Annotated in this window: 20 protein-coding genes and 5 tRNA genes; 11 read left to right on the top strand and 14 right to left on the bottom strand. The window is 46.5% G+C overall.

Features of this window, described 5'->3' with window-relative positions; all coding sequences use genetic code 11:
* Window positions 1-33: 33 nt before the first annotated feature.
* The 10 genes from ABD846_RS06055 to ABD846_RS06010 form a co-directional block, all read right to left on the bottom strand.
* Complete coding sequence (locus ABD846_RS06055; protein ID WP_344823866.1) at window positions 34-1,497, bottom strand: PSP1 domain-containing protein; 1,464 nt, start codon at window positions 1,495-1,497, stop codon at window positions 34-36.
* 91 nt (window positions 1,498-1,588) lie between these two features.
* Window positions 1,589-2,725 (bottom strand): DNA polymerase III subunit, encoded by a 1,137-nt coding sequence (locus ABD846_RS06050; RefSeq protein ID WP_344823863.1) that lies wholly within the window; start codon window positions 2,723-2,725, stop codon window positions 1,589-1,591.
* A gap of 6 nt (window positions 2,726-2,731) precedes the next feature.
* On the bottom strand, window positions 2,732-3,802 hold the full coding sequence (locus ABD846_RS06045) for a fatty acid desaturase family protein (RefSeq protein ID WP_344823861.1): 1,071 nt from the start codon (window positions 3,800-3,802) through the stop codon (window positions 2,732-2,734).
* 63 nt (window positions 3,803-3,865) lie between these two features.
* Window positions 3,866-4,495 (bottom strand): SprT-like domain-containing protein, encoded by a 630-nt coding sequence (locus ABD846_RS06040; RefSeq protein WP_344823859.1) that lies wholly within the window; start codon window positions 4,493-4,495, stop codon window positions 3,866-3,868.
* Window positions 4,496-4,503: 8 nt separating this feature from the next.
* A complete protein-coding gene (locus ABD846_RS06035; RefSeq protein WP_344823856.1) occupies window positions 4,504-4,875 on the bottom strand; it encodes a hypothetical protein in 372 nt (123 codons plus the stop codon).
* Between the two features lies 1 nt (window position 4,876).
* On the bottom strand, window positions 4,877-5,092 hold the full coding sequence (locus tag ABD846_RS06030; RefSeq protein WP_344823853.1) for an AtpZ/AtpI family protein: 216 nt from the start codon (window positions 5,090-5,092) through the stop codon (window positions 4,877-4,879).
* Entirely contained in the window at window positions 5,092-6,120 is a 1,029-nt protein-coding gene (gene lpxD, locus ABD846_RS06025) for a UDP-3-O-(3-hydroxymyristoyl)glucosamine N-acyltransferase (protein WP_344823850.1), read from the bottom strand. Before lpxD ends, ABD846_RS06030 begins: the two co-directional genes overlap by 1 nt.
* 140 nt (window positions 6,121-6,260) lie before the next feature.
* Entirely contained in the window at window positions 6,261-8,459 is a 2,199-nt protein-coding gene (locus ABD846_RS06020) for a glutamine synthetase III family protein (RefSeq protein WP_344823847.1), read from the bottom strand.
* 83 nt (window positions 8,460-8,542) lie between these two features.
* Window positions 8,543-9,181, bottom strand: coding sequence for a 4'-phosphopantetheinyl transferase family protein (locus tag ABD846_RS06015; RefSeq protein WP_344823844.1), 639 nt, complete (start codon window positions 9,179-9,181; stop codon window positions 8,543-8,545).
* 27 nt (window positions 9,182-9,208) lie between these two features.
* Complete coding sequence (locus ABD846_RS06010; protein WP_344823841.1) at window positions 9,209-9,856, bottom strand: hypothetical protein; 648 nt, start codon at window positions 9,854-9,856, stop codon at window positions 9,209-9,211.
* A 151-nt stretch (window positions 9,857-10,007) separates the two neighbouring features.
* On the opposite strand from ABD846_RS06010, the gene ABD846_RS06005 reads away from it, so the two are divergent.
* Window positions 10,008-10,475, top strand: coding sequence for a GNAT family N-acetyltransferase (locus tag ABD846_RS06005; RefSeq protein ID WP_344823838.1), 468 nt, complete (start codon window positions 10,008-10,010; stop codon window positions 10,473-10,475).
* On the opposite strand, the gene porG is transcribed toward ABD846_RS06005, so the two are convergent.
* Together porG and ABD846_RS05995 are read right to left on the bottom strand one after the other, a co-directional pair.
* Complete coding sequence (gene porG / locus ABD846_RS06000; RefSeq protein WP_344823836.1) at window positions 10,472-11,338, bottom strand: type IX secretion system protein PorG; 867 nt, start codon at window positions 11,336-11,338, stop codon at window positions 10,472-10,474. The two genes, ABD846_RS06005 and porG, sit on opposite strands and share 4 nt — an antisense overlap.
* Window positions 11,339-11,359: 21 nt before the next feature.
* On the bottom strand, window positions 11,360-11,881 hold the full coding sequence (locus tag ABD846_RS05995) for a GtrA family protein (RefSeq protein ID WP_344823834.1): 522 nt from the start codon (window positions 11,879-11,881) through the stop codon (window positions 11,360-11,362).
* Between the two features lie 156 nt (window positions 11,882-12,037).
* Here ABD846_RS05995 and ABD846_RS05990 point away from each other — a divergent pair.
* From ABD846_RS05990 to ABD846_RS05950, 9 genes are all read left to right on the top strand, one after another.
* Window positions 12,038-12,110, top strand: a tRNA-Thr gene (locus tag ABD846_RS05990).
* A gap of 34 nt (window positions 12,111-12,144) precedes the next feature.
* Window positions 12,145-12,227: transfer RNA gene (locus tag ABD846_RS05985), tRNA-Tyr, on the top strand.
* 35 nt (window positions 12,228-12,262) lie between these two features.
* A tRNA-Gly gene (locus ABD846_RS05980) sits at window positions 12,263-12,335 on the top strand.
* Window positions 12,336-12,351: 16 nt separating this feature from the next.
* Window positions 12,352-12,423, top strand: a tRNA-Thr gene (locus ABD846_RS05975).
* A gap of 231 nt (window positions 12,424-12,654) precedes the next feature.
* On the top strand, window positions 12,655-13,842 hold the full coding sequence (gene tuf / locus ABD846_RS05970) for an elongation factor Tu (protein WP_344823831.1): 1,188 nt from the start codon (window positions 12,655-12,657) through the stop codon (window positions 13,840-13,842).
* 74 nt (window positions 13,843-13,916) lie between these two features.
* Window positions 13,917-13,987, top strand: a tRNA-Trp gene (locus ABD846_RS05965).
* Window positions 13,988-14,046: 59 nt separating this feature from the next.
* A complete protein-coding gene (secE, locus tag ABD846_RS05960) occupies window positions 14,047-14,244 on the top strand; it encodes a preprotein translocase subunit SecE (RefSeq protein ID WP_344823829.1) in 198 nt (65 codons plus the stop codon).
* Window positions 14,245-14,254: 10 nt separating this feature from the next.
* Window positions 14,255-14,821 (top strand): transcription termination/antitermination protein NusG, encoded by a 567-nt coding sequence (gene nusG, locus ABD846_RS05955; protein ID WP_344823827.1) that lies wholly within the window; start codon window positions 14,255-14,257, stop codon window positions 14,819-14,821.
* A 77-nt stretch (window positions 14,822-14,898) separates the two neighbouring features.
* Entirely contained in the window at window positions 14,899-15,561 is a 663-nt protein-coding gene (locus ABD846_RS05950) for a J domain-containing protein (RefSeq protein ID WP_344823825.1), read from the top strand.
* 5 nt (window positions 15,562-15,566) lie between these two features.
* On the opposite strand, the gene porQ is transcribed toward ABD846_RS05950, so the two are convergent.
* Window positions 15,567-16,658, bottom strand: coding sequence for a type IX secretion system protein PorQ (gene porQ / locus ABD846_RS05945; protein ID WP_344823823.1), 1,092 nt, complete (start codon window positions 16,656-16,658; stop codon window positions 15,567-15,569).
* 32 nt (window positions 16,659-16,690) lie between these two features.
* Window positions 16,691-17,518 (bottom strand): enoyl-ACP reductase FabI, encoded by an 828-nt coding sequence (locus ABD846_RS05940; RefSeq protein ID WP_344823821.1) that lies wholly within the window; start codon window positions 17,516-17,518, stop codon window positions 16,691-16,693.
* A gap of 168 nt (window positions 17,519-17,686) precedes the next feature.
* Between ABD846_RS05940 and ABD846_RS05935 the strand changes: the two genes are divergently transcribed.
* Window positions 17,687-19,411, top strand: a complete 1,725-nt coding sequence (locus ABD846_RS05935) for a DEAD/DEAH box helicase (protein WP_344823819.1) — start codon at window positions 17,687-17,689, stop codon at window positions 19,409-19,411.
* Window positions 19,412-19,457 lie beyond the last annotated feature (46 nt).

Here is a 19,457-nt window from a genome sequence, read left to right as displayed (position 1 = left end):
ATCAGCGCGCTTTTTTTATCAGGTTCCTGAATGTCAGGATGGTTTTTCGTTGTTCTGTGCAGGTGCCTTCTGCGGTTGTTCCGGTTTGCTGCTATTAGGGTTCCGTTTAGGCCTTGGAGGACGGTTTTTAGGTTGCTGCTGCTGCGCTCCGCCTTCTGCCGAAGGTGGATTGTTCCTGTTCTGGTTCGGCTGCGCTTGCTGCGGTTTTCCTACCTGCTCCGTTTTAGGACCCTGCTGCGGACGTGGCTTTTGCTGATTGTTCTGCTGGGGCTGACCTTTTTCCCTGGCTTGCTGTTGCTTGCCACCCGGATTATTATTGTTGTTTCTGGGCCCTTTAGCTTGTTTCGCCTCATTTCCGGGAGTATTATTACCGGAAGAAGGCTTCTTTTTATTTTTTGACTTTCGTTTTTCGAGATTGCGCAGGGAGATCTGCCCTACATCGTTAACGAATCCAACATCAATTTTGGTTTTCTCCTTGGTCTCGAGTTCTACCGGCTCCAGTTCATCAGGGAATTTCCCTTCTTTGTTCATTGCGAGAATTTCCTTCACACGCTCAATGGTAAGCGGATAATGCTTACTGCTGTTGGAGAACGCATACCACATCAGATTTCTGAAAATGTCTTTCTTGATCAGGTTGGCGCGGCCGTTTGCGGTTTGGATATGGTCTGCCTGAGTAGGAAAATGGCGCAATGCATCCATATAGGTGTCCAGCTCATAGTTCAGGCAGCATTTCAGGCGTCCGCACTGGCCAGATAGCTTGGTCTGATTGATCGATAGTGACTGATATCGGGCAGCTGTAGTGTTTACCGATTTGAAATCGGTAAGCCAGGTGCTGCAGCATAATTCCCTGCCGCAGGAGCCGATTCCGCCCACCTTGCCACTCTCCTGGCGTGCTCCGATCTGCTTCATCTCCACCTTAACTTTAAATTCGGAGGCAAAAACCTTGATCAGTTCACGGAAGTCGACACGGTGCTCTGCGGTATAAAAGAAAGTTGCTTTTTTGCCATCGGCCTGAAGCTCCACTTCTCCGATCTTCATGTCTATTTTCAACTCTTTCGCAATCGCGCGGCTGCGGACCATTACCTCACGCTCGCGGGATTTATTCTGGTTGAAAATCTCCATGTCTTCGTCGGAAGAAGGACGCAGGATACGTTTCAGCGTATTCTGATCGTTCACCCCGTATTTTTTCATCTGGAGCTTTACCAGTTCGCCTGTAAGGCTTACCTCGCCGATATCAAATCCGCCCACACCCTCCACGGTCACCCATTGACCTTTGTGAAGCGTATGCGTGGTGCCGTTTTTGAAATATTCCTTCCGGCTTCCGTTGTTGAAAGAAACTTCAACTATTAAAAAGGGCTTGGCGGTACCGGGAAGCGGTATCGTGCCGAGCCAGTCAAATACATTTAGTTTATTGCACCCGCCACTGCTGCATCCGCCATTGCTTTTACAGCCGGCGGGCTTGCCATTGGCTCCGGTGCCACAATTTCCACATCCCATTCGTGTCTATGTCGTTTATGTTGACGGCCGGCACTCCAAATAAGCATGCTTATTTTATATATGCCAAACCGGAATATTTTTAAAGAATAAGTTAATTCAGCGAAGATACCTTTTTATTCTGAATCGCATACATCATTTCGATGTTCAGCGCCTGTAGCTGTATCTTGGCATTGGCATTGCGCTGGATGTAAAAACCCATTCTGTTCAGCGCATCGATCATTTGTTCGATAGCCGCCTGAGTAAGGGGTGTTTTTGCCAGTTTCTGGATGAAATCAAGTTCTTCCCCGCCGAGGCGGCACTGACCGGTATAACGAAAGCGGATCACTGCCTGAAGCAGGTGTTCCACGTATATGAGAAAGTTTTTAATTCCTTCCCGGCCTTCCTTGGCCTGTTCCTCCATAGCTTTGGACGCATCGATGCCGCGGCGTACAAAAAGCATATTGAACCAGTGTTTGGTAGCAGGGAGCAGGTCGTTTACGGGATGGTGCAGCAATTGCAGCGCCGTATGGAAATTCCCGGAAGCCATCATGGCAATGCGTTGAGCCTGGTGCACATCCGTCTGTTCCCGGTCGCTGAGGGCCTGGGCGATTTCTTCCTGCCTGAGCGGAAGCAGTTTGATGCGCTGCACCCTGGAGAGAATGGTCGGCAGAATCTGCTCAAGCACTTCTGCTGCCAATATCAGTATCGTTCTGGCTGGGGGTTCTTCAATCAGTTTCAGTAAGATATTCCCTTCTTTGCCCAGGAATTCGGGCCGCCATACGAGCAGTATTTTATAGCCGTTTTCAACATGGGATTTCAAAGCCAGTTTTTCGATCATGGACCGGCACTCTTCAGCCGAAATATTTCCCTGCTTATTTTCTGCGCCTGTAGACTGAAGCCAGTCGAAGGTGGTGCCATAAGGGCTTTGAGCGACGAACTTGCGAAAATCATCGATATAATAGGTACTCAGATTTTCTTTCTTTTTTTCCGGCTTAATGGACGGAAAAGAGATATTTAAATCGGGATGGGCCAGTTTTGAAGCCTGAGTACACGCAGGGCATTGCCCGCATGCATCGGCTGATTGACGGTTTTCACAAAGAATAAACTGACTGATCGCCAACGCAAAAGGAAGTACACCAGTACCTTCATTACCATGTATCAGTAAAGCATGCGGCAATTGCTGATGGTGCCACATGTTCAGAAAATGCTCCTTTGCTGCCTGCTGACCGACTATCTGTGAGAAGCGCATGAACGATTAATGAGCTTGTCCTACCGAGCGCAGGTACGAAACGTGCGATGCAATGGCAGTCACCATTTTCGGATATTCTATATAGCTGATGCCAAACTCTCTGCAGGTTTGCTTTACAATCTTGCTTATTGCAGGATAATGGATGTGTGAAATTTTAGGGAACAGATGATGCTCCACCTGGAAGTTCAGTCCGCCTACATACCAGCAGATCCATTTATTGTTTGTAGCGAAATTAGCTGTGGTTTTGAGCTGATGCACCGTCCATTCGTCATCCATTTTATGTGTTGTTTCATCCGGCATCGGGAATGTAGCGTCCTGTACGGTATGAGCCAGCTGGAACACGATACTGAGCACAAAACCACCGGTAAGCGCCATAGTGAGGAAGCCTGCGAGCCAGGTAAGCAGCCCGAACTTAATAATCGGCAGCACCATAATGTACCCGTAGAAGAAAATTTTTGAAGCCCAGAAGATAAGATGGTCTTTGGTTTTCATTTTTTTCAATGGCACGGATCCCACCCTGTGTGAGAAATACTTGCGGAAATCGGTGAAAAACACCCAGAACAGATACAGCAATGAATACAGGAACCAGAAATACAAATGCTGGTATTTATGCATTTTCAGTTTGGGCTGTGTGGTGGCCATGCGCAGAAAGGGTTTCGCATCAATATCGTCATCCAGTCCGTCAATATTGGTATAAGCATGATGGATCACATTATGCTTCATATTCCACATGAAATTGCTTCCGCCGAGAATATTCAGCGAAAAGAAAGCAATATTGTTGAGCCAGGGTTTGGAGCTAAAACTTCCGTGTCCACCATCGTGCATGATATTGAAACCGATAGCCGCTACCGTAAGGCCGATAAGCGCACACTCTGCCAGCGCCCAGAATGTGGGAGGCGTGAAGAACACGACATGCACATACAGGAAAATGTACAGAAGCGGTAAAACAATCGCTTTGAAATAAAGATGACCGTTACCGGTACTTGCTATATTGTTATCCTCAAAATACCGGTGTACGCGTTCTTTAAGCTCGTGACTGAACGAATTTTGAGATTTGGGAAATTTAGGTAAAGACATGACTGCAAAGATAACCTTTAATGTGATTACAGAGACCGTTAAACCTTCCTGATTTCTATGATTTTACTCATCTTTGACAACCCTGATCACTTCGTAAATAGCCGGGAAAAGGTACATTTTGCCGTTCTGAAGATCTTCGCAGCGATATCGCGTACGGCGTTTCTCCAGAATTTTATACAACCTTCCTTCCTCCGTACGAAAGATGCTGCCGATATCCAGTGATTCCACCAGTGTTTTCAGATCGTCAGTCCGGTTATACCGGTACAGGGTTTTGTACAAATTAGTGTCAGTGCAGGTGCTAGCCTTCGGATTCTGTATGTACCGCAAAAGTGCCTGTTCTATGTCGTTTGGGAAAAATTTTTTGCCTATATACGGTATAAGCATTTCTTTAAACTGATTTTTCCACTCGCTGCCGTGAGGCATCACCTTGTTTCCAAAGCGGATAAAAACCAGCATATGCGCGAGTTCATGCAGCAATGTAATCAGGAAACTATACGGATGCAGTGTGGCATTTACCGTAATACGGTGATAAGGCGTATCCCGGGAGGGATTCCGGTAATCGCCTAATACACTTTTCCGCTCGCGGGTAAGTGTCAGATGGATTGTATGATCCTGGAAATAAGGCACTACGGAATCGAAAGTGCCCTCGGGTAAAAATGGAATGAGTTCCGAAAAAGGTCGTTCCTTTTTCATTGACAGATTTATTGTTTTGCTCTCCTTGTCATGGTGAGCGTTTCCGTAAAGGAGTACACAAGGTAAAAGCCCATCATCACAAAGACAGTCGGTTTATGTAAATGTTCACGCGTGGCATAGGCGTAAATAAAAATACCGCCCAGGCACATCATCAAGCGCAGCAAGGTAGCCGAATAAACACCGTTCACAAATGCCTGCGGACGCCCTTCTTTGATTTTACGGTTGACAATGATGTAAGAAACAATGCTGAGCAATGCAAGTAATATATCCGCACCGATCAGTGCCGGAATATCAAAGCCTGCCAGCCGATCTTTTAATAAGAACAGCGCCAGCAGCAGGACAAAGCAGATACCTATCGTTATCGTAATAAAACGACTCATTTTATTTTTTCGGGTTATTTAATTTCTTAATCAGGTTATAGAACGAAATGCCCAGAGCCAGCAATGGCAGCGAAATAGTAAAGATGCGGCTGTCAGGCCCCACGCGCTTATCTATAGAGATACCGGCCCATACTGCCAGACCCAGCATTACCAGCCATTGCGTTGCCAGACCTGCATACTGCATCCATTCCCGGTTCTTTGATTTCTTTTCCTGCATTATACTTTATTCTTTAACTGCTTTTCCACCTCGGTCAGCCGGTTAACAATACCGTCGAGATTGCGGAAGTGTACAAAAGCTTTTCTGTATTTATTCGCATCAAAAGCGGGTGAACCCATCAGGACTTCCCCGGGCCTGGTCACGCTTTTCGATAATCCCGATTGCGCGGTTACGATCGTATTGTCTGCTACCTGTAAGTGTCCGACAATCCCTACCTGCCCGCTGGTCATTACATTCTTCCCGATACGCGTGGAGCCGGCAACTACGGTATGCGCTGCAAAATAGCAGTTTTCGCCTACCTCCACGTTATGCGCTATATGAATAAAGTTATCAAATTTCACACCCCGGCGCAGGATGGTAGAACCCAGTGTAGCCCTGTCGATTGCGCAATTGGCACCGAGTTCCACATCGTCCTCAATAATCACATTCCCGATCTGCGGAATTTTCTGCGCACCCTCTCCCGTTGCAAACCGGAAGCCATCGCTGCCAATCACCGTACCCGAGTGGAAAATGCAATTACTGCCTACCACACAGTCGGAATAAATCTTCACTCCGGCAAAAATGGTGGTATTGTCACCGATCACTACATTGTCGCCGATATATACCTGCGGATATATTTTTACGTTTTTACCAAGCCTTGCTCCTTCGCTGATCACTGCAAATTCGCCTATGTATGCGTTCTCTCCGACGCTTGCTTTGTCGGAAACAAAAGCCTGCGGGGAAATCCCGCTTTTATTCAGCTTTATCTGGTTATACATCTCCAGTAATTTCGCAAAAGCTTTTTCCGCACTGGGGACGCGCAGCAAAGTTGCGTGTTTTACCGGAGCGCTTAACTCCAGGTTATCATTTACGATCACCAGTGAAGCTTCTGTATCGTAGATGTACTGCGTGTACAAAGGATTGGCCAGGAAAGAAATGGATCCGGGTTTGCCTTCCTCTATTTTGGAAAGACTGCTCACCATTACCTCGTCGTTGCCTTCTATGGTTCCGCCTAAAATACCGGCCACTTGTTTTGCGCTGAATTGCATAAAAGCTGTCAATTTGCTGCAAAATAAGCTAATTATTCCGCTTGTTCGCTTTACATATCGGGGTATGGCAGGAGAGCGTCTGAAAAAGAAGAAGCACCACAGAAAGTGGTGCTTCTTCCGGTTGTTTGTACCGATGGCTCTTATCCGAGGTACATCATTTCATGGTAAGTAGGCAGCGGCCAGAGGCTGTTGTCTACAAGTAACTCCAGTTTGTCGGCAGCGTAACGGATGTTATCGAACAACGATTTAATATTGTTGCAGTACATATCCGCACGTTTACGCATATCCGGCTCATTGTTCGCAACTTTACGTGCGGCGATCATTGCTTCCACGTTGTCGTTCAGCGACTGGATATGTCCGCCGATCACGTTGATCATATTCAGCTGAGCTTTGTAATTGCTTTCGTGCACACCGATCTCTTTCAGTGATTTTACGTTCTCCACCAGCAGGCTCTGGTATTTCACGGCTGCAGGGAGGATATGGTTCGTGGCGATATTGCCGATGATACGTGCTTCGATCTGTACTTTCTTCACGTAATCTTCCAGCATAATTTCATAACGTGCTTCCAGCTCGCGTTCGCTGTAGATATTATTTTCGATGAAGAGTTTTTTTGCTTTTTTGGTTACGAGTGCGTCCAGCGCTTCGGGAGTCGTTTTAAAGTTGCTCAGTCCGCGTTTGTGCGCCTCAGCTGCCCACTCATCGCTGTAATTGTCACCTTCAAAGCGGATCTTTTTGGATTCGCTGATGTAGTTGCGCAATACGTGCATGATCGCAACTTCTTTTTTCTCGCCTTTTTCGATCAGCGCATCCACATCTTTCTTGAATTGCTTCAATGTTTCCGCCATCATCGTATTCAGCGTAGTCATCGGAGAAGCGCAGTTGGCAGAGCTTCCCACGGCACGGAATTCAAATTTGTTACCGGTAAACGCGAAAGGACTGGTGCGGTTACGGTCGGTATTGTCCATCAATACTTCAGGAATGTGTTTATGGATATCGAGTTTCAGCAATTGCTCGTCCTGCTCTGTAAAAGTATCGCCTACACGCGTTTCCACTTCGTCGAGTACTTCAGACAGGTATTTTCCGAGGTAAACCGAAATAATGGCCGGAGGTGCTTCGTTCGCTCCGAGACGGTGATCGTTGCTGGCAGAAGCGATCACTGCGCGCAGCAGGTCCGCATTGTCATGCACTGCCTTGATGGCGTTTACGAAGAACGTAAGGAACATGAGATTGGTACGCGGGGTTTTACCCGGAGACAACAGGTTTACGCCTGTATCCGTAGCCATGCTCCAGTTGTTGTGTTTACCGCTTCCGTTCACACCTGCAAATGGTTTTTCGTGCAGCAATACACGCAGTTTATGACGTTTGGCTACCTTAGACATTACGTCCATCAGCAGTGTATTGTGGTCAACCGCGATGTTTACTTCTTCGAAGATAGGAGCGCACTCAAACTGACTCGGAGCTACTTCATTGTGACGTGTGCGCAGCGGAATACCCAGTTTATAGGACTCCTGCTCATAATCCTGCATAAATGCAAATACGCGGTCAGGAATAGAACCGAAGTAATGGTCTTCAAGCTGCTGGCCTTTTGCAGGAGCATGCCCAACCAGGGTGCGGCCACACATCATAAGGTCAGGGCGCGCATTGGCAATCGCCTCATCCACGAGGAAATATTCCTGTTCCCAACCCAGCGTGATATTTACTTTCTGTACGTTTTTATCAAAATAATTACAAACATCTACCGCGGCTTTATCCAGTGCTACCACCGATTTCAGCAGCGGCGCTTTGTAGTCGAGTGATTCACCGTTGTAGGCGATGAAAATGGTGGGGATGCATAATGTTTTTCCGTATCCGGATTCCATAATAAAGGCCGGGGAAGAGGGATCCCACGCTGTATATCCACGCGCCTCAAAAGTGGCACGGATACCACCGTTGGGGAAGCTGGATGCATCGGGCTCCTGTTGGATCAGGGTGTCGCCGTCAAACAATTCGATTGCAGTGCCATCGCTTTTAATGGTAAAAAAAGAATCGTGTTTTTCTGCAGTAGTGCCGGTAAGAGGCTGGAACCAGTGCGTGTAGTGCGTAACACCACGCTCTTCTGCCCATGCTTTCATGCCGCTCGCAACCTGGTCGGCTACGCGACGCTCCACGCGGGTACCGTTTTTACGCGAGTTGACAAGGCTTTTGTACGCTTCGTCACTCAGATATTCGCGCATGATGCGCTCCGTAAACACATTTGAGTTGAAGATAGCGGTAATGCGCTTCCCGGCGTAGTGACCGATCTTCTTTTCATCATCGTTTTTGATTACCTGCTCAAGAGCAATCTGACGTAAATGCGACATAAAATATTTATTTTTTTGCAAACTTACTATTTTTGACGATTTCAAAGAAATTTTTGTCTGCAATTCGGAAAGTAATAAACATTTTATATTTTATAATGTTTATAGCGTATTGCATAAGAAAGGCAAAAATCCTTATCAATTAACGATTTGAAGGTTTTTTTCGCGGAATCGTCAATTAATGGAAGTTTTATAGATATGATCTTCTCTGCTTCAGTAATATTTTTCCAGCCAACAATCCGCAGATGCTGTCTGAAATCCACACCACGGAGCCCCTGGTATTTATAAGCCGCTTCCTTGGCAGTCCAGGCTAACAGGATATCCGGAAGCGTATCCGGAAATAATTCCGACTCTTCCGGGGTGAGAAATTTATGTTTTACGGACAGAATACTTGCCCGCTCACACTCTATATCAATGCCCGTGTCTCCGAGCTCGTCTATGATACAGGCTACGTACGGGTAGGAGTGTGAGATGGAGAAATGGTACGGACCTTCCGGAAGCACAGGCTTGTCGTTCGGATTTTTGGCAATAGCATGCAACGGAAAGTCGTTTTTGAGGTATTGCAGCAGGAATCTGCCCGCAAGAAACTCAATACGTCTCTTCCCGTGCCGGATTGTGTCCGCACGTACAGGTACCTGATCCGCAAAAAAATGCTCTTCTTCGGTAATATGCCATACCGCAGCCAGGCTGTGTTCGTCCGGAGCCCATTCTCTGAAAAGTGGCATGCGGCAAAGCTAAACAATACTCATTGCTTACCAGCCGGCATATTCCCTTTTCCCGAAATAATGGGAATAGGTGATATTTAAGCCGAAATGGGTCACCGTCGGATTGTAAACATATTGGCCGTTTACCTGGTTGGCAGGCAGACCCAGTATCAGCTCCACATTCAGATCTTCTTTTTCGTTGGAGCGGTAATCGAAGCCGATCCCGATATCGACTTTCGGTCCGTTCAGCGGACCACCCTGCAGATCTTCAGTCGTCTTCAGCCCTTTAGGAACAGTCTTTGTCGTGCTGTAATTGATATTGATCAGGTCGGAGCTTGCGCCCATGATCAGTTTGGGCCGGAAGGCATTTTCCATGTTGCCAAGCCGGTAGCATCCATGTACAAAAGCGTTATGGATAGTTATTTTCTCGGTGTAAGCAATGGTGGTGCTCTCTTTTCCGGAGGAGTCGGAATAGTACACTCCGAAACGGTTGCTTTGTTTGAACGGAGAGAAATTGAATCCGGCAATAATGCTTATTTTGCCTTCTTTGTAATCCAGTCCCAGACGTGGTTGCAGTGCAGGATAAAGTCCGACGTTGCGGTAAGAATTCAGGGCTGCTCCTCCGCCGATAAAGAATTGCGCTTTGGCTGTGAAGGCACAGCAAGCTATGCCTATATTTAGTAACAGTTTTTTCATTCAGTGAGATTTGGGCCTCAAATATAGTATTATTCTACAATCAATTAAGTTCTTTTGGAATGTATACTTGGTCATCTGGTTGCTTCAGCCTCTATCTTTGGAAAGTTAAGTAGCTTCGCAGCGCAGGAATAATCGTTAATATAAAAAGCTTATGAATATACATATCCGTCGTGCAGTACGGGAAGATTGTCCGGCAATGCTGGAGCTCATCCGGGAACTGGCATTGTACGAGCGTGCGCCGGAAGAAGTAACTGTTTCTCCGGAGCATTTTGCAGCAAGCGGATTTGGCCAGCAACCGGTATGGTGGGCTTTCGTCGCAGAAGTTGATGGTGTGATATGCGGTATGGCATTGTATTACATCCGTTACAGCACCTGGAAAGGGCAACGCATGTATCTTGAAGACATCATCGTATCGGAGTCCTGGCGTGGAAAGGGTATCGGAGGTCTGCTGATGGACGCATTGATTGAAGAGGCCAGGCTGCGGAATTTCAACGGAATGCTATGGCAGGTGCTGGATTGGAATGAACCGGCTATCCGTTTTTATGAGCGTTATAAAGCAGCATTTGATCCTTCCTGGATAAACGTGAGTCTGGAACTTGGGGAAAAACGGAAGCCTTAATAATGCGTCCGCCAGTAAGGTGGAGTAACCGGACACTTATAAGTGCGCAGTTGTACAGACAGGTGTAGCTGCAGCATCACGTACTGATCTTTGGTTGCGGAATTACCTCTCTGCTTACCGGCACGACCCAGAGGGTCTGAAGGATTTTTGAGCAATGAGCGGTCCTGAATATAGTAGGTCGGATTAATAACGCTTGGATCTGAAGCAAAATTATTGGCACCTACATAGGTAGTGCTTACATCGTCGAGGTAATCGGTTGTGGTAAGCCTGTCGGTTATTTCCAGGCCCATATTCACGCCCGGAAGCAACCACCATTTCACACCCACCCCAATCGGGAAGCAGAGCGCAAAATTGGTGTATTTACGGTCGGCATAAGCAGGGAGGTTTTGTCCTTCTGTGCCGATACCGCGCAGGTAATACTTGTCTCCATTGAAAATAGTGTACGGATCGTAATAGAAGCCCCCGATACCTCCCGTGATATAGGGTGTCCATTCATTGTCCAGATTGCCCGTCTCGAAGCGGAAAAAATTAAATTCTGCCTGGACCGTTGCGTCGAAAATATTGCTCTGAAAGTTCAGGTTCCGTTCGTTCTGGTAAGGATTTTTGTTGTACTTATCATCATAGCCTACGCGCGCATAGTTTGCAGAGAAACGGAGTGCGAGGTAATGGTTGAGATTGTAACGGCAAAAAACACCTACATTCTCACGGATGTTGTGGAATCCGTAGTTGTCATTCAGATCTCCGAAATACTGGGTGGCTCCCCCGGACACGCCGAGTTCTGTCCATCGATAAAAATACTGAGCCTGAGCGACGTTTTCAGCACCGATCAGCAACAGGCAGATGACAAACCATTTTTTCAGCATAATGAGGTAAATATAGTGATTTTATTCGCCGGTATCGGGAAACGGAAGTTCCGGTTCTGCATTCTTAACGCGAAAAGTGAAAAAGCGTTGTACGATATAGCTGAAAATTGCGAGTAAGACGATCGTGATTGTCTGGGAAACGGTAGGGAAAATATGCATCACGTTTACAAACAGCTTGAGCATCCAGTAGTTGAGTATGAAACAGGTGCCTGTGAGTACCATATAGCGGAACAGCTGGATGCGTCCGCGCAGATTGGATTCCTGGAATACGACGTATTTGGATAAAACGAAGCCGATGGGAATGGTAAAGGCGGATGCGAAAATGAAAGAAGCGATGGGTCCGCCGATGGGCTTCATATCCGGCAGGGGTACATCCTGTTTGAGGAGGATAATGTTAAAGCAGAACCAGTACAAAAAAATATTCAGGAGCTGGTTGGAGCCACCGCATGCTAGGTAGCGGAATGTCTGCAGATCGATCCAGCGCCGGAATGGCGGATGGAAGAAGTCAATGAATCGCAGTATGTTATCCCGGGTTTTACGCAAGAGCGGACTATTTTTTCAGAGTGCAAATGTAGTGGCAAAAGGGGAGACAAAAAGAATCTGCAAGAAAGTGAAAAAAAAATTTGGAGAAATGAAATACTTCCCTACTTTTGCAATCCCGAATTCAAAACGGGAAAGTTCTTTGTAGCGAAAAAATAAGCCACTTTAGCTCAGCTGGTAGAGCAACTGATTTGTAATCAGTAGGTCGCTGGTTCGATTCCGGCAAGTGGCTCTTTTTTATGGTCGTTTTTCAGGCTAAAGAAAATGGGTAGGTGGCCGAGTGGCTAAAGGCGGCAGACTGTAAATCTGCTCTCTTCGGAGTACGGAGGTTCGAATCCTTCCCTGCCCACACTTTTTTTTGTACAAACTGCCTAAAAATGTTAAGCGGGAGTAGCTCAGTTGGTAGAGCGACAGCCTTCCAAGCTGTAGGTCGCGGGTTCGAGCCTCGTCTCCCGCTCTTTTTGCACAAAAAAGCTGTTGTAGCTCAGTGGTAGAGCACTTCCTTGGTAAGGAAGAGGTCGGCAGTTCAATCCTGCTCAACAGCTCTCGAAAGACGACTGTAGAGCAGGATTTGTAGTTTTGACACGTTGTCAGCTATATTGAAAAATTTTCCGGTATTATTTTTCAATTAAAACAGTACATACAGATTATAGGATTTTTTTGATCCGATAATTTATAATACATTTGCGCTCATTTCGGCAGATTTTGGAAAAAATTGGCTGCGGTGAACGCAAAAACACAATAACACTTAAACAACTTTTTAAAAAAGAATAAAAATGGCAAAAGAGACCTTCAAACGGGAGAAACCCCACGTTAACATTGGTACCATTGGTCACGTGGATCATGGTAAAACTACTTTGACTGCTGCGATCACTACAATCCTGGCGAGCAAAGGTTTGGCTGAGAAAAGAGGATATGATGAGATTGACGCCGCTCCTGAAGAGAAAGAGCGTGGTATCACCATTAACACCGCTCACGTAGAATACGAAACTGCCAATCGTCACTATGCGCACGTTGACTGTCCAGGTCACGCCGACTATGTGAAAAATATGATTACCGGTGCCGCTCAGATGGACGGTGCTATCCTGGTAGTAGCTTCTACTGATGGTCCTATGCCTCAAACACGCGAGCACATCCTGCTGGCAAAACAAGTAGGTGTACCTCGTATCGTAGTATTCATGAACAAGGTTGACCTGGTTGATGATCCTGAGATCCTGGAACTGGTAGAAATGGAAATCCGCGATCTGCTGTCTAAAAACGGCTTCGACGGTGATAACACACCAATCATCAAAGGTTCTGCTACAGGAGCTTTGGCTGGTGAAGAAAAATGGGTTGCTGCTATCGACGAACTGATGGCTGCAGTTGATGAATATATTCCGCTGCCTCCCCGTCCAATCGATCAACCATTCCTGATGTCTGTAGAAGACGTATTCACTATCACTGGTCGCGGTACTGTTGCTACAGGTCGTATCGAGCGCGGTATCATCAAAGTTGGAGACAACGTTGAGATCGTTGGTTTCAATGAAGATCCGCTGACTTCTACCTGTACAGGAGTTGAAATGTTCAAAAAATTGTTGGATCGTGGTGAAGCTGGTGATAACGCTGGTATCCTGCTGCGTGGTATCGAGAAAAAAGATATCCGTCGTGGAATGGTAATCACTGCTCCTAAATCTATCACTCCGCACACTGAATTCAAAGGTGAAGTGTACGTTCTGAGCAAAGACGAAGGTGGTCGTCACACTCCATTCTTCAACAAATACCGTCCTCAGTTCTACTTCCGTACTACGGACGTAACTGGTGAGTGTATGCTGCCAGAAGGCGTTGAAATGGTAATGCCTGGTGATAACGTTACACTGCACGTTGTATTGATCGCTCCAATCGCGATGGACAAAGGTCTGAAATTCGCGATCCGTGAAGGTGGTCGTACAGTAGGTGCCGGTCAGGTAACTGAAATTATCAAATAATTCTGTTTATCAGAGATTTAGATAAAACCATAATCAGCTAATTAGCCTGGCTAGTTAGCTGATTATTTTCTCCTACGGGCATAGTTCAATGGTAGAATAGAGGTCTCCAAAACCTTTGATCTGGGTTCGAATCCTAGTGCCCGTGCACTTTCGTTTTTCATAGCTTTTTCATAGCTTTACAAAAACAACCAAACTTTTATCATTATGAGCAAATTCGGTAGCTATATTCAGGAGGCGTACGACGAACTGATGCATAAAGTCACCTGGCCTACGTGGAGCGAGTTGCAACAAACTACTGTTATCGTATTGGTCGCTCTGGCTATTACCACTTTTATCATGCTCGGCATGAACGTGGCTTCTGAAAAAGTAATCACTTTGTTGTATAACCTGCTGGGTAAATAATCGCTGTAAGATGAGTGAAGAATTAGTAATCAATCAGGATACCAAGTGGTACGTGCTGCGCGTAGTAAGTGGTAAAGAGAAGAAGCTGAAGGAATACATCGATAAAGAGATTAAGATCAATAACTGGGGAAATCTGGTTCTGCAGGTGCTCTGCCCGGTAGAGAAAATTTTCAAAGTTGTAGGCGGTAAAAAAGCCCTTCGTGAGAAAATCCTGTTCCCCGGATACCTGATGATCGAAGCCGTTGACGGTAAAATGAATGATGAAATCGTTCAGCAGATCAAAGGAATCAATGGCGTGATCCACTTCCTCGGTAAAGACCAGCCCACAGCTTTACGCAAGAACGAAGTGAACAAAATGTTCGGTAAGATGGACGAAGTTTCCGAAGCCGGCGTTACATTCGCAGATCCGTTTATTGTTGGTGAAACGGTGAAGATCATCGATGGTCCGTTCAACGACTTCAACGGTACTGTGGAAGAAGTGAACGATGAGAAAAAGAAACTCAAAGTTACCGTTAAGATTTTCGGAAGAGCCCAGCCTGTTGAGCTCAACTACGGTCAGGTAGAAAAAGAAGCTTAATACTTTAAAATAAAAGAAAAGCCGCTCAGAAATGAGCGGCTTTTTTAATTTTGCCGAATTACATCAATACGCCGTTCATGCCGGAAGCACTTAACCACTATCAGATACTGGAAATCCCGTTCCACGCTTCCGCGGCAGATATTAAGAAGGCCTATCGCACACAGGCGCGCCGGTTTCATCCCGATCGCAATCAGGGAGCTGAAGCTACCACCAGATTTCAGGAGATTCAGGTAGCCTATGAAATACTTTCAGATCCCGCGAAGCGGAAGATCTACGACCGATTCATCATTTCTTCCGGCTTTGCCGCGCAGCAATCGCGCGATAATATTTACACCGTGCAGCAAATCCTGAAACAGGCGGAAGGTGTGCGCATGTACGTCGCCAAATCAAATGGCATGGGCATTAATTATGATGCGCTGGCGGATTTTGTAATGGGCATCCTGAGCACAGAAAATATAGCGATCATGAAACGGCAGCAGAATAGCGACCTGAACAGCAGCGTTGTGCAAACGCTGCTTGATGCGTCCACGGGCATTCAGGCACTGCGTTCTTTTAAGGAAATTGCAGCCAGAGTCACAGAGCTTACCGGTCATATTGACGCAACGGTTTTAGAACGGCTTCAGGAGGAATCAGACAGACGCAAAAAAAAGGAACAGCAGAATCGTCTGGTTCCTTATGCTTCTTTGCTGCTGGTAGTGGTCTTTCTGATCATAATGTTGCTGATCGTTACCAGAAAATAAACTTGTCATTCCTCCCATTTAGGGTAAGTAGCTTTCCATACCGGCCCTCCTCCGAACAATTTATTCAACTGTATATTCAATCCGAATTCATTGTACGGGCCTGCAATGCTGTAATACGATCTGGCGTAATACACCTGGAATTTATTCAGATTGATATTTCCTCCGAACGAATAGCCGGTTGCGCCTCTTTTTGAATCAACCGACAATTCTCTGCGACGGAGATGATTATAAGCTACCGTGACGGTAAGACGTTTCGCTATTGTGAGTTCGCCACCGAATATGAAGTGCCGGAATAACTTATCTGCGAAATGATTGCTCTGGGTTGTATCTGAAGTGCCGAAAACTTTGTTTGTATTATTGTCTGCGGCATTATCATACCGGATATCCCATTCATACAGGTGATGTACTGTTCCGAACAGGCGTAGCGGTAAATGCTTGAAACGTTTTGAAATACCCAGTTGAAGATCAAAAGGCAAAGGTTCTGCTGCAGATCCGGGAGTATATTTGTTGATCATCCCTCCCATATTTTTTGCAACTGCGCCAATTGTCAGCAGATTTGCCGTGTCTTCATAACAGACACCGATATCCGCCAGTAATGCACTTGCTTTCCAGTCGGCAAGCGAACTCTGAGCAAACTTCAACGTCGCACCATAGCGCCAATGTTCCCTGTACTGGCGCGATGCCGCAAGAGAAAGCGTATAGTCGTTCGCCTTGAAATTGCCTATTGTATTACCCACTTCATCTGTTGCTGCAAAGTTCCCGTAGTTCATGTATTGCACACCGAGCGCAAAAGCGGTATTGAGCTTGGGTAGAAAATAGCCGTAGGCAAGATTGGCATTGCTGATGTCGGCGTAGAAATTATTGTAGTTCAACGACAGGTTATTGTGCAGTTCAGGGCGCATCAACGCGGGGTTCTGCATGGCAAGCGATACATCTGCACCCGGATGTGCCACATTGATACCGCCCAGGGCGCTTACATGCGGACTGTTCGATAAACGCAGGTATTCGAAAGAGAATTGTCCTCCCGTTACCTGCGCCTGTGCGTTGATGCACAGAAGCGCAAGTAAGGAAGTGCACCAGAATAGTTTAAAATTCATGTTTTCAAAACGCAAAGGGCAGAAAATTATTGCTATTGTCCGTTGAGCCTGTTCAGGTCTTCGATAAGCAGATGGCTTACACCGGTATTGGAGAAACCGCCGTCATGGAACAGGTTTTGCATCGTGACCATACGTGTATAGTCGCTGAACAGGGAGATGCAGTATTGAGCACACTGCTCGGCGTCCGCATTTCCTAAAGGAGACATTTTTTCTGCGTAGTCGATAAATGCGTTGAATCCGGAAACACCGCTTCCCGCAGTAGTCACCGTAGGGGACTGAGAGATCGTATTTACACGCACCTTCTTAGCAAAGCCATACTGATAGCCAAAGCTGCGGGCGATGCTTTCAAGTACGGATTTTGCATCCGCCATGTCGTTGTATCCAGGGAACGTGCGCTGAGCGGCTATGTAAGACAGTGCCACCACAGATCCCCACTCGTTAATGGCATCCAGCTTTTTAGCGGTCTGCAACACCTTGTGAAATGATAAAGCGGATATATCCAGTGTTTTAAGGAAGTTGTCATAGTTGGTCTCATCGTAAGGAATGGATTTTCTTACGTTCGGACTCATACCGATGGAGTGCAGGACAAAATCAAATTTACCACCCACGTGCTCCATACCCCTGGTGATCAGATTTTCAAGGTCGGCAATGGAAGTAGCATCTGCAGGAATCACGGGTGCATTATTGCATGCAGCAGCCAGTTCGTTGATCTTACCCATACGCATTGCGATAGGAGCGTTGGTTAATACGATCTGTGCGCCTTCAGCCACAGCGTGTTCAGCCACTTTCCAGGCAATTGAACGCTCGTCCAGTGCGCCGAAGATCAGACCTTTTTTTCCTTGTAACAGTTGATGTGCCATTGATTGATTTTTCTTTTAAAAAATAGAGCGGGTAAAAGTAACAATCATTTGGCAATTAGCCTCGGCAAAAGTGCCGAATTCTCCTTCAGATAAGGCATAGGACGTTTTTGTGCTGTATTTATATGAACTAATTGTTGTACCTTTGCGCCTTAATTAGTTCTTCATATAATGACATTATTTTCTGACTTCCCTATGAGGGAAGAATTGATTCGTGCAGTAACGGACCTGGGCTTTGAATCACCAACGCCCATTCAACAAAAAGTAATTCCAACGCTTTTATCTCAACCTTCTGATATCATAGGTCTTGCACAGACCGGTACCGGTAAGACAGCAGCTTTCGGCCTTCCTTTATTGCACTACATTGACACCAGCGTAAAAGACATTCAGGCATTGGTACTGAGTCCTACGCGTGAACTTTGTATGCAAATTCAAAATGAATTTGACAAATACGGACAGCATATTGACCATTTCCGGTCAGTGGCTGTGTATGGCGGCGTACCCATAGGGGGACAGATCCGCGAAATCAAGTCCAAGCCACAGGTAATCGTGGCCACACCCGGTCGTCTGATCGATTTGCTGGAGCGTAAAGCGATCAGCCTCGAAAACGTGCGCTATGTGGTATTGGATGAGGCGGATGAAATGCTGAACATGGGTTTCCGCGAGGACATCGACATCATCCTGAAAACCACTCCCAGCAGGGAATTTACCTGGTTGTTCTCTGCAACGATGAGCAATGAGGTGCGTGGCATTGCCAAGCGTTTCATGAAAGAGTGGAAAGAGCTTTCCGTTACCGTGGCCAACACCACTAACGAAAACATCGATCACCAGTATTACATTACCAATCACCACAACCGTTTCGAAACGCTGCAACGACTGCTGGACTTTGCTCCGGGTATTTACGGTATCATCTTCACCCGCACAAAGCAGGACTGCCAGGAGATTGCGGAGCGCCTGATGAAACAAGGTTATCACGTGTCTCCGCTGCATGGAGATATGGACCAGAAAATGCGCAGCAAGGTAATGGAGCGTTTCAAAAACCGTACCCTGCAGGCTATTGTCGCTACAGACGTAGCGGCCCGTGGCATTGATGTAAACGACATCACACACGTTATCAACTATGAACTGCCGGATGATCCTGAGGTATACACACACAGAAGCGGCCGTACCGCACGTGCCGGTAAATCCGGTATCTGTATGTCGATCGTTACACCACGTGAAATATCGAGCATTCGTAACATTGAGCGCATCGTCAAACAACGGTTTAATAAGACAGACATTCCTGACGGTGGTGATGTGATCCGCAAAAAACTGTTTTTCTATCTGGAACAAATTGAAACTGCAGAACCTAAAGCGGATTTCGCAGATACTTATCAGCAAATGATCCATGACCGTTTTGAGTCGATGGAAAAAGACGAACTCATACGTCGCCTGGTTTGGCTGCAGCTGAAAGAAGCGATCGATGCTTATTCCGATAGCCAGGATCTGAACGCCGGATTCGGCAACACCGGTGGTGGCGGTAAGACCAGCGGATGGAGACGTTTGTTTATCAATCTCGGAGAAAAAGACGGACTCAATACAGAACGTCTGATCGCATTCATCGCTGAAAGCACCGATATCGAGTCTGACATGATCGAACGTGTGACTGTTCGTGATATGAGCAGTTTCTTCAACGTGCGTCATGATGCGGCTGACTTTATCCAGCAATCACTCAATAGTAAAAAATACAAACACCGCAAGGTGCGTGTAGAGGAAGCGGAGCAAAGCAAAGGATTCAAACCCGGCGGCGGCTCCGGTCGTGGCGGATATTCCGGAAACCGCGGAGGCGGAAGAGATTTCGGAGGCAAACGACACGGGCATGGTCCGGAAGGATATACCCGTTCCAAGAGACACTAAAAGAAAGGCCGCAATATCATTGCGGCCTTTCTTTTTTTAGAAATAC

This window comes from Rurimicrobium arvi (assembly GCF_039540495.1).
GTDB lineage: Bacteria > Bacteroidota > Bacteroidia > Chitinophagales > Chitinophagaceae > Rurimicrobium > Rurimicrobium arvi.
This window is presented reverse-complemented; position numbering and strand designations above follow the sequence as displayed.

Coding starts and splice junctions, on each gene's coding strand:
- ABD846_RS06055 (WP_344823866.1), bottom strand. CDS start 1,497: ATGGGATGTGGAAATTGTGGCACCGGAGCCAATGGCAAGCCCGCCGGC.
- ABD846_RS06050 (WP_344823863.1), bottom strand. CDS start 2,725: ATGCGCTTCTCACAGATAGTCGGTCAGCAGGCAGCAAAGGAGCATTTT.
- ABD846_RS06045 (WP_344823861.1), bottom strand. CDS start 3,802: ATGTCTTTACCTAAATTTCCCAAATCTCAAAATTCGTTCAGTCACGAG.
- ABD846_RS06040 (WP_344823859.1), bottom strand. CDS start 4,495: ATGAAAAAGGAACGACCTTTTTCGGAACTCATTCCATTTTTACCCGAG.
- ABD846_RS06035 (WP_344823856.1), bottom strand. CDS start 4,875: ATGAGTCGTTTTATTACGATAACGATAGGTATCTGCTTTGTCCTGCTG.
- ABD846_RS06030 (WP_344823853.1), bottom strand. CDS start 5,092: ATGCAGGAAAAGAAATCAAAGAACCGGGAATGGATGCAGTATGCAGGT.
- lpxD (WP_344823850.1), bottom strand. CDS start 6,120: ATGCAATTCAGCGCAAAACAAGTGGCCGGTATTTTAGGCGGAACCATA.
- ABD846_RS06020 (WP_344823847.1), bottom strand. CDS start 8,459: ATGTCGCATTTACGTCAGATTGCTCTTGAGCAGGTAATCAAAAACGAT.
- ABD846_RS06015 (WP_344823844.1), bottom strand. CDS start 9,181: ATGCCACTTTTCAGAGAATGGGCTCCGGACGAACACAGCCTGGCTGCG.
- ABD846_RS06010 (WP_344823841.1), bottom strand. CDS start 9,856: ATGAAAAAACTGTTACTAAATATAGGCATAGCTTGCTGTGCCTTCACA.
- ABD846_RS06005 (WP_344823838.1), top strand. CDS start 10,008: ATGAATATACATATCCGTCGTGCAGTACGGGAAGATTGTCCGGCAATG.
- porG (WP_344823836.1), bottom strand. CDS start 11,338: ATGCTGAAAAAATGGTTTGTCATCTGCCTGTTGCTGATCGGTGCTGAA.
- tuf (WP_344823831.1), top strand. CDS start 12,655: ATGGCAAAAGAGACCTTCAAACGGGAGAAACCCCACGTTAACATTGGT.
- secE (WP_344823829.1), top strand. CDS start 14,047: ATGAGCAAATTCGGTAGCTATATTCAGGAGGCGTACGACGAACTGATG.
- nusG (WP_344823827.1), top strand. CDS start 14,255: ATGAGTGAAGAATTAGTAATCAATCAGGATACCAAGTGGTACGTGCTG.
- ABD846_RS05950 (WP_344823825.1), top strand. CDS start 14,899: ATGCCGGAAGCACTTAACCACTATCAGATACTGGAAATCCCGTTCCAC.
- porQ (WP_344823823.1), bottom strand. CDS start 16,658: ATGAATTTTAAACTATTCTGGTGCACTTCCTTACTTGCGCTTCTGTGC.
- ABD846_RS05940 (WP_344823821.1), bottom strand. CDS start 17,518: ATGGCACATCAACTGTTACAAGGAAAAAAAGGTCTGATCTTCGGCGCA.
- ABD846_RS05935 (WP_344823819.1), top strand. CDS start 17,687: ATGACATTATTTTCTGACTTCCCTATGAGGGAAGAATTGATTCGTGCA.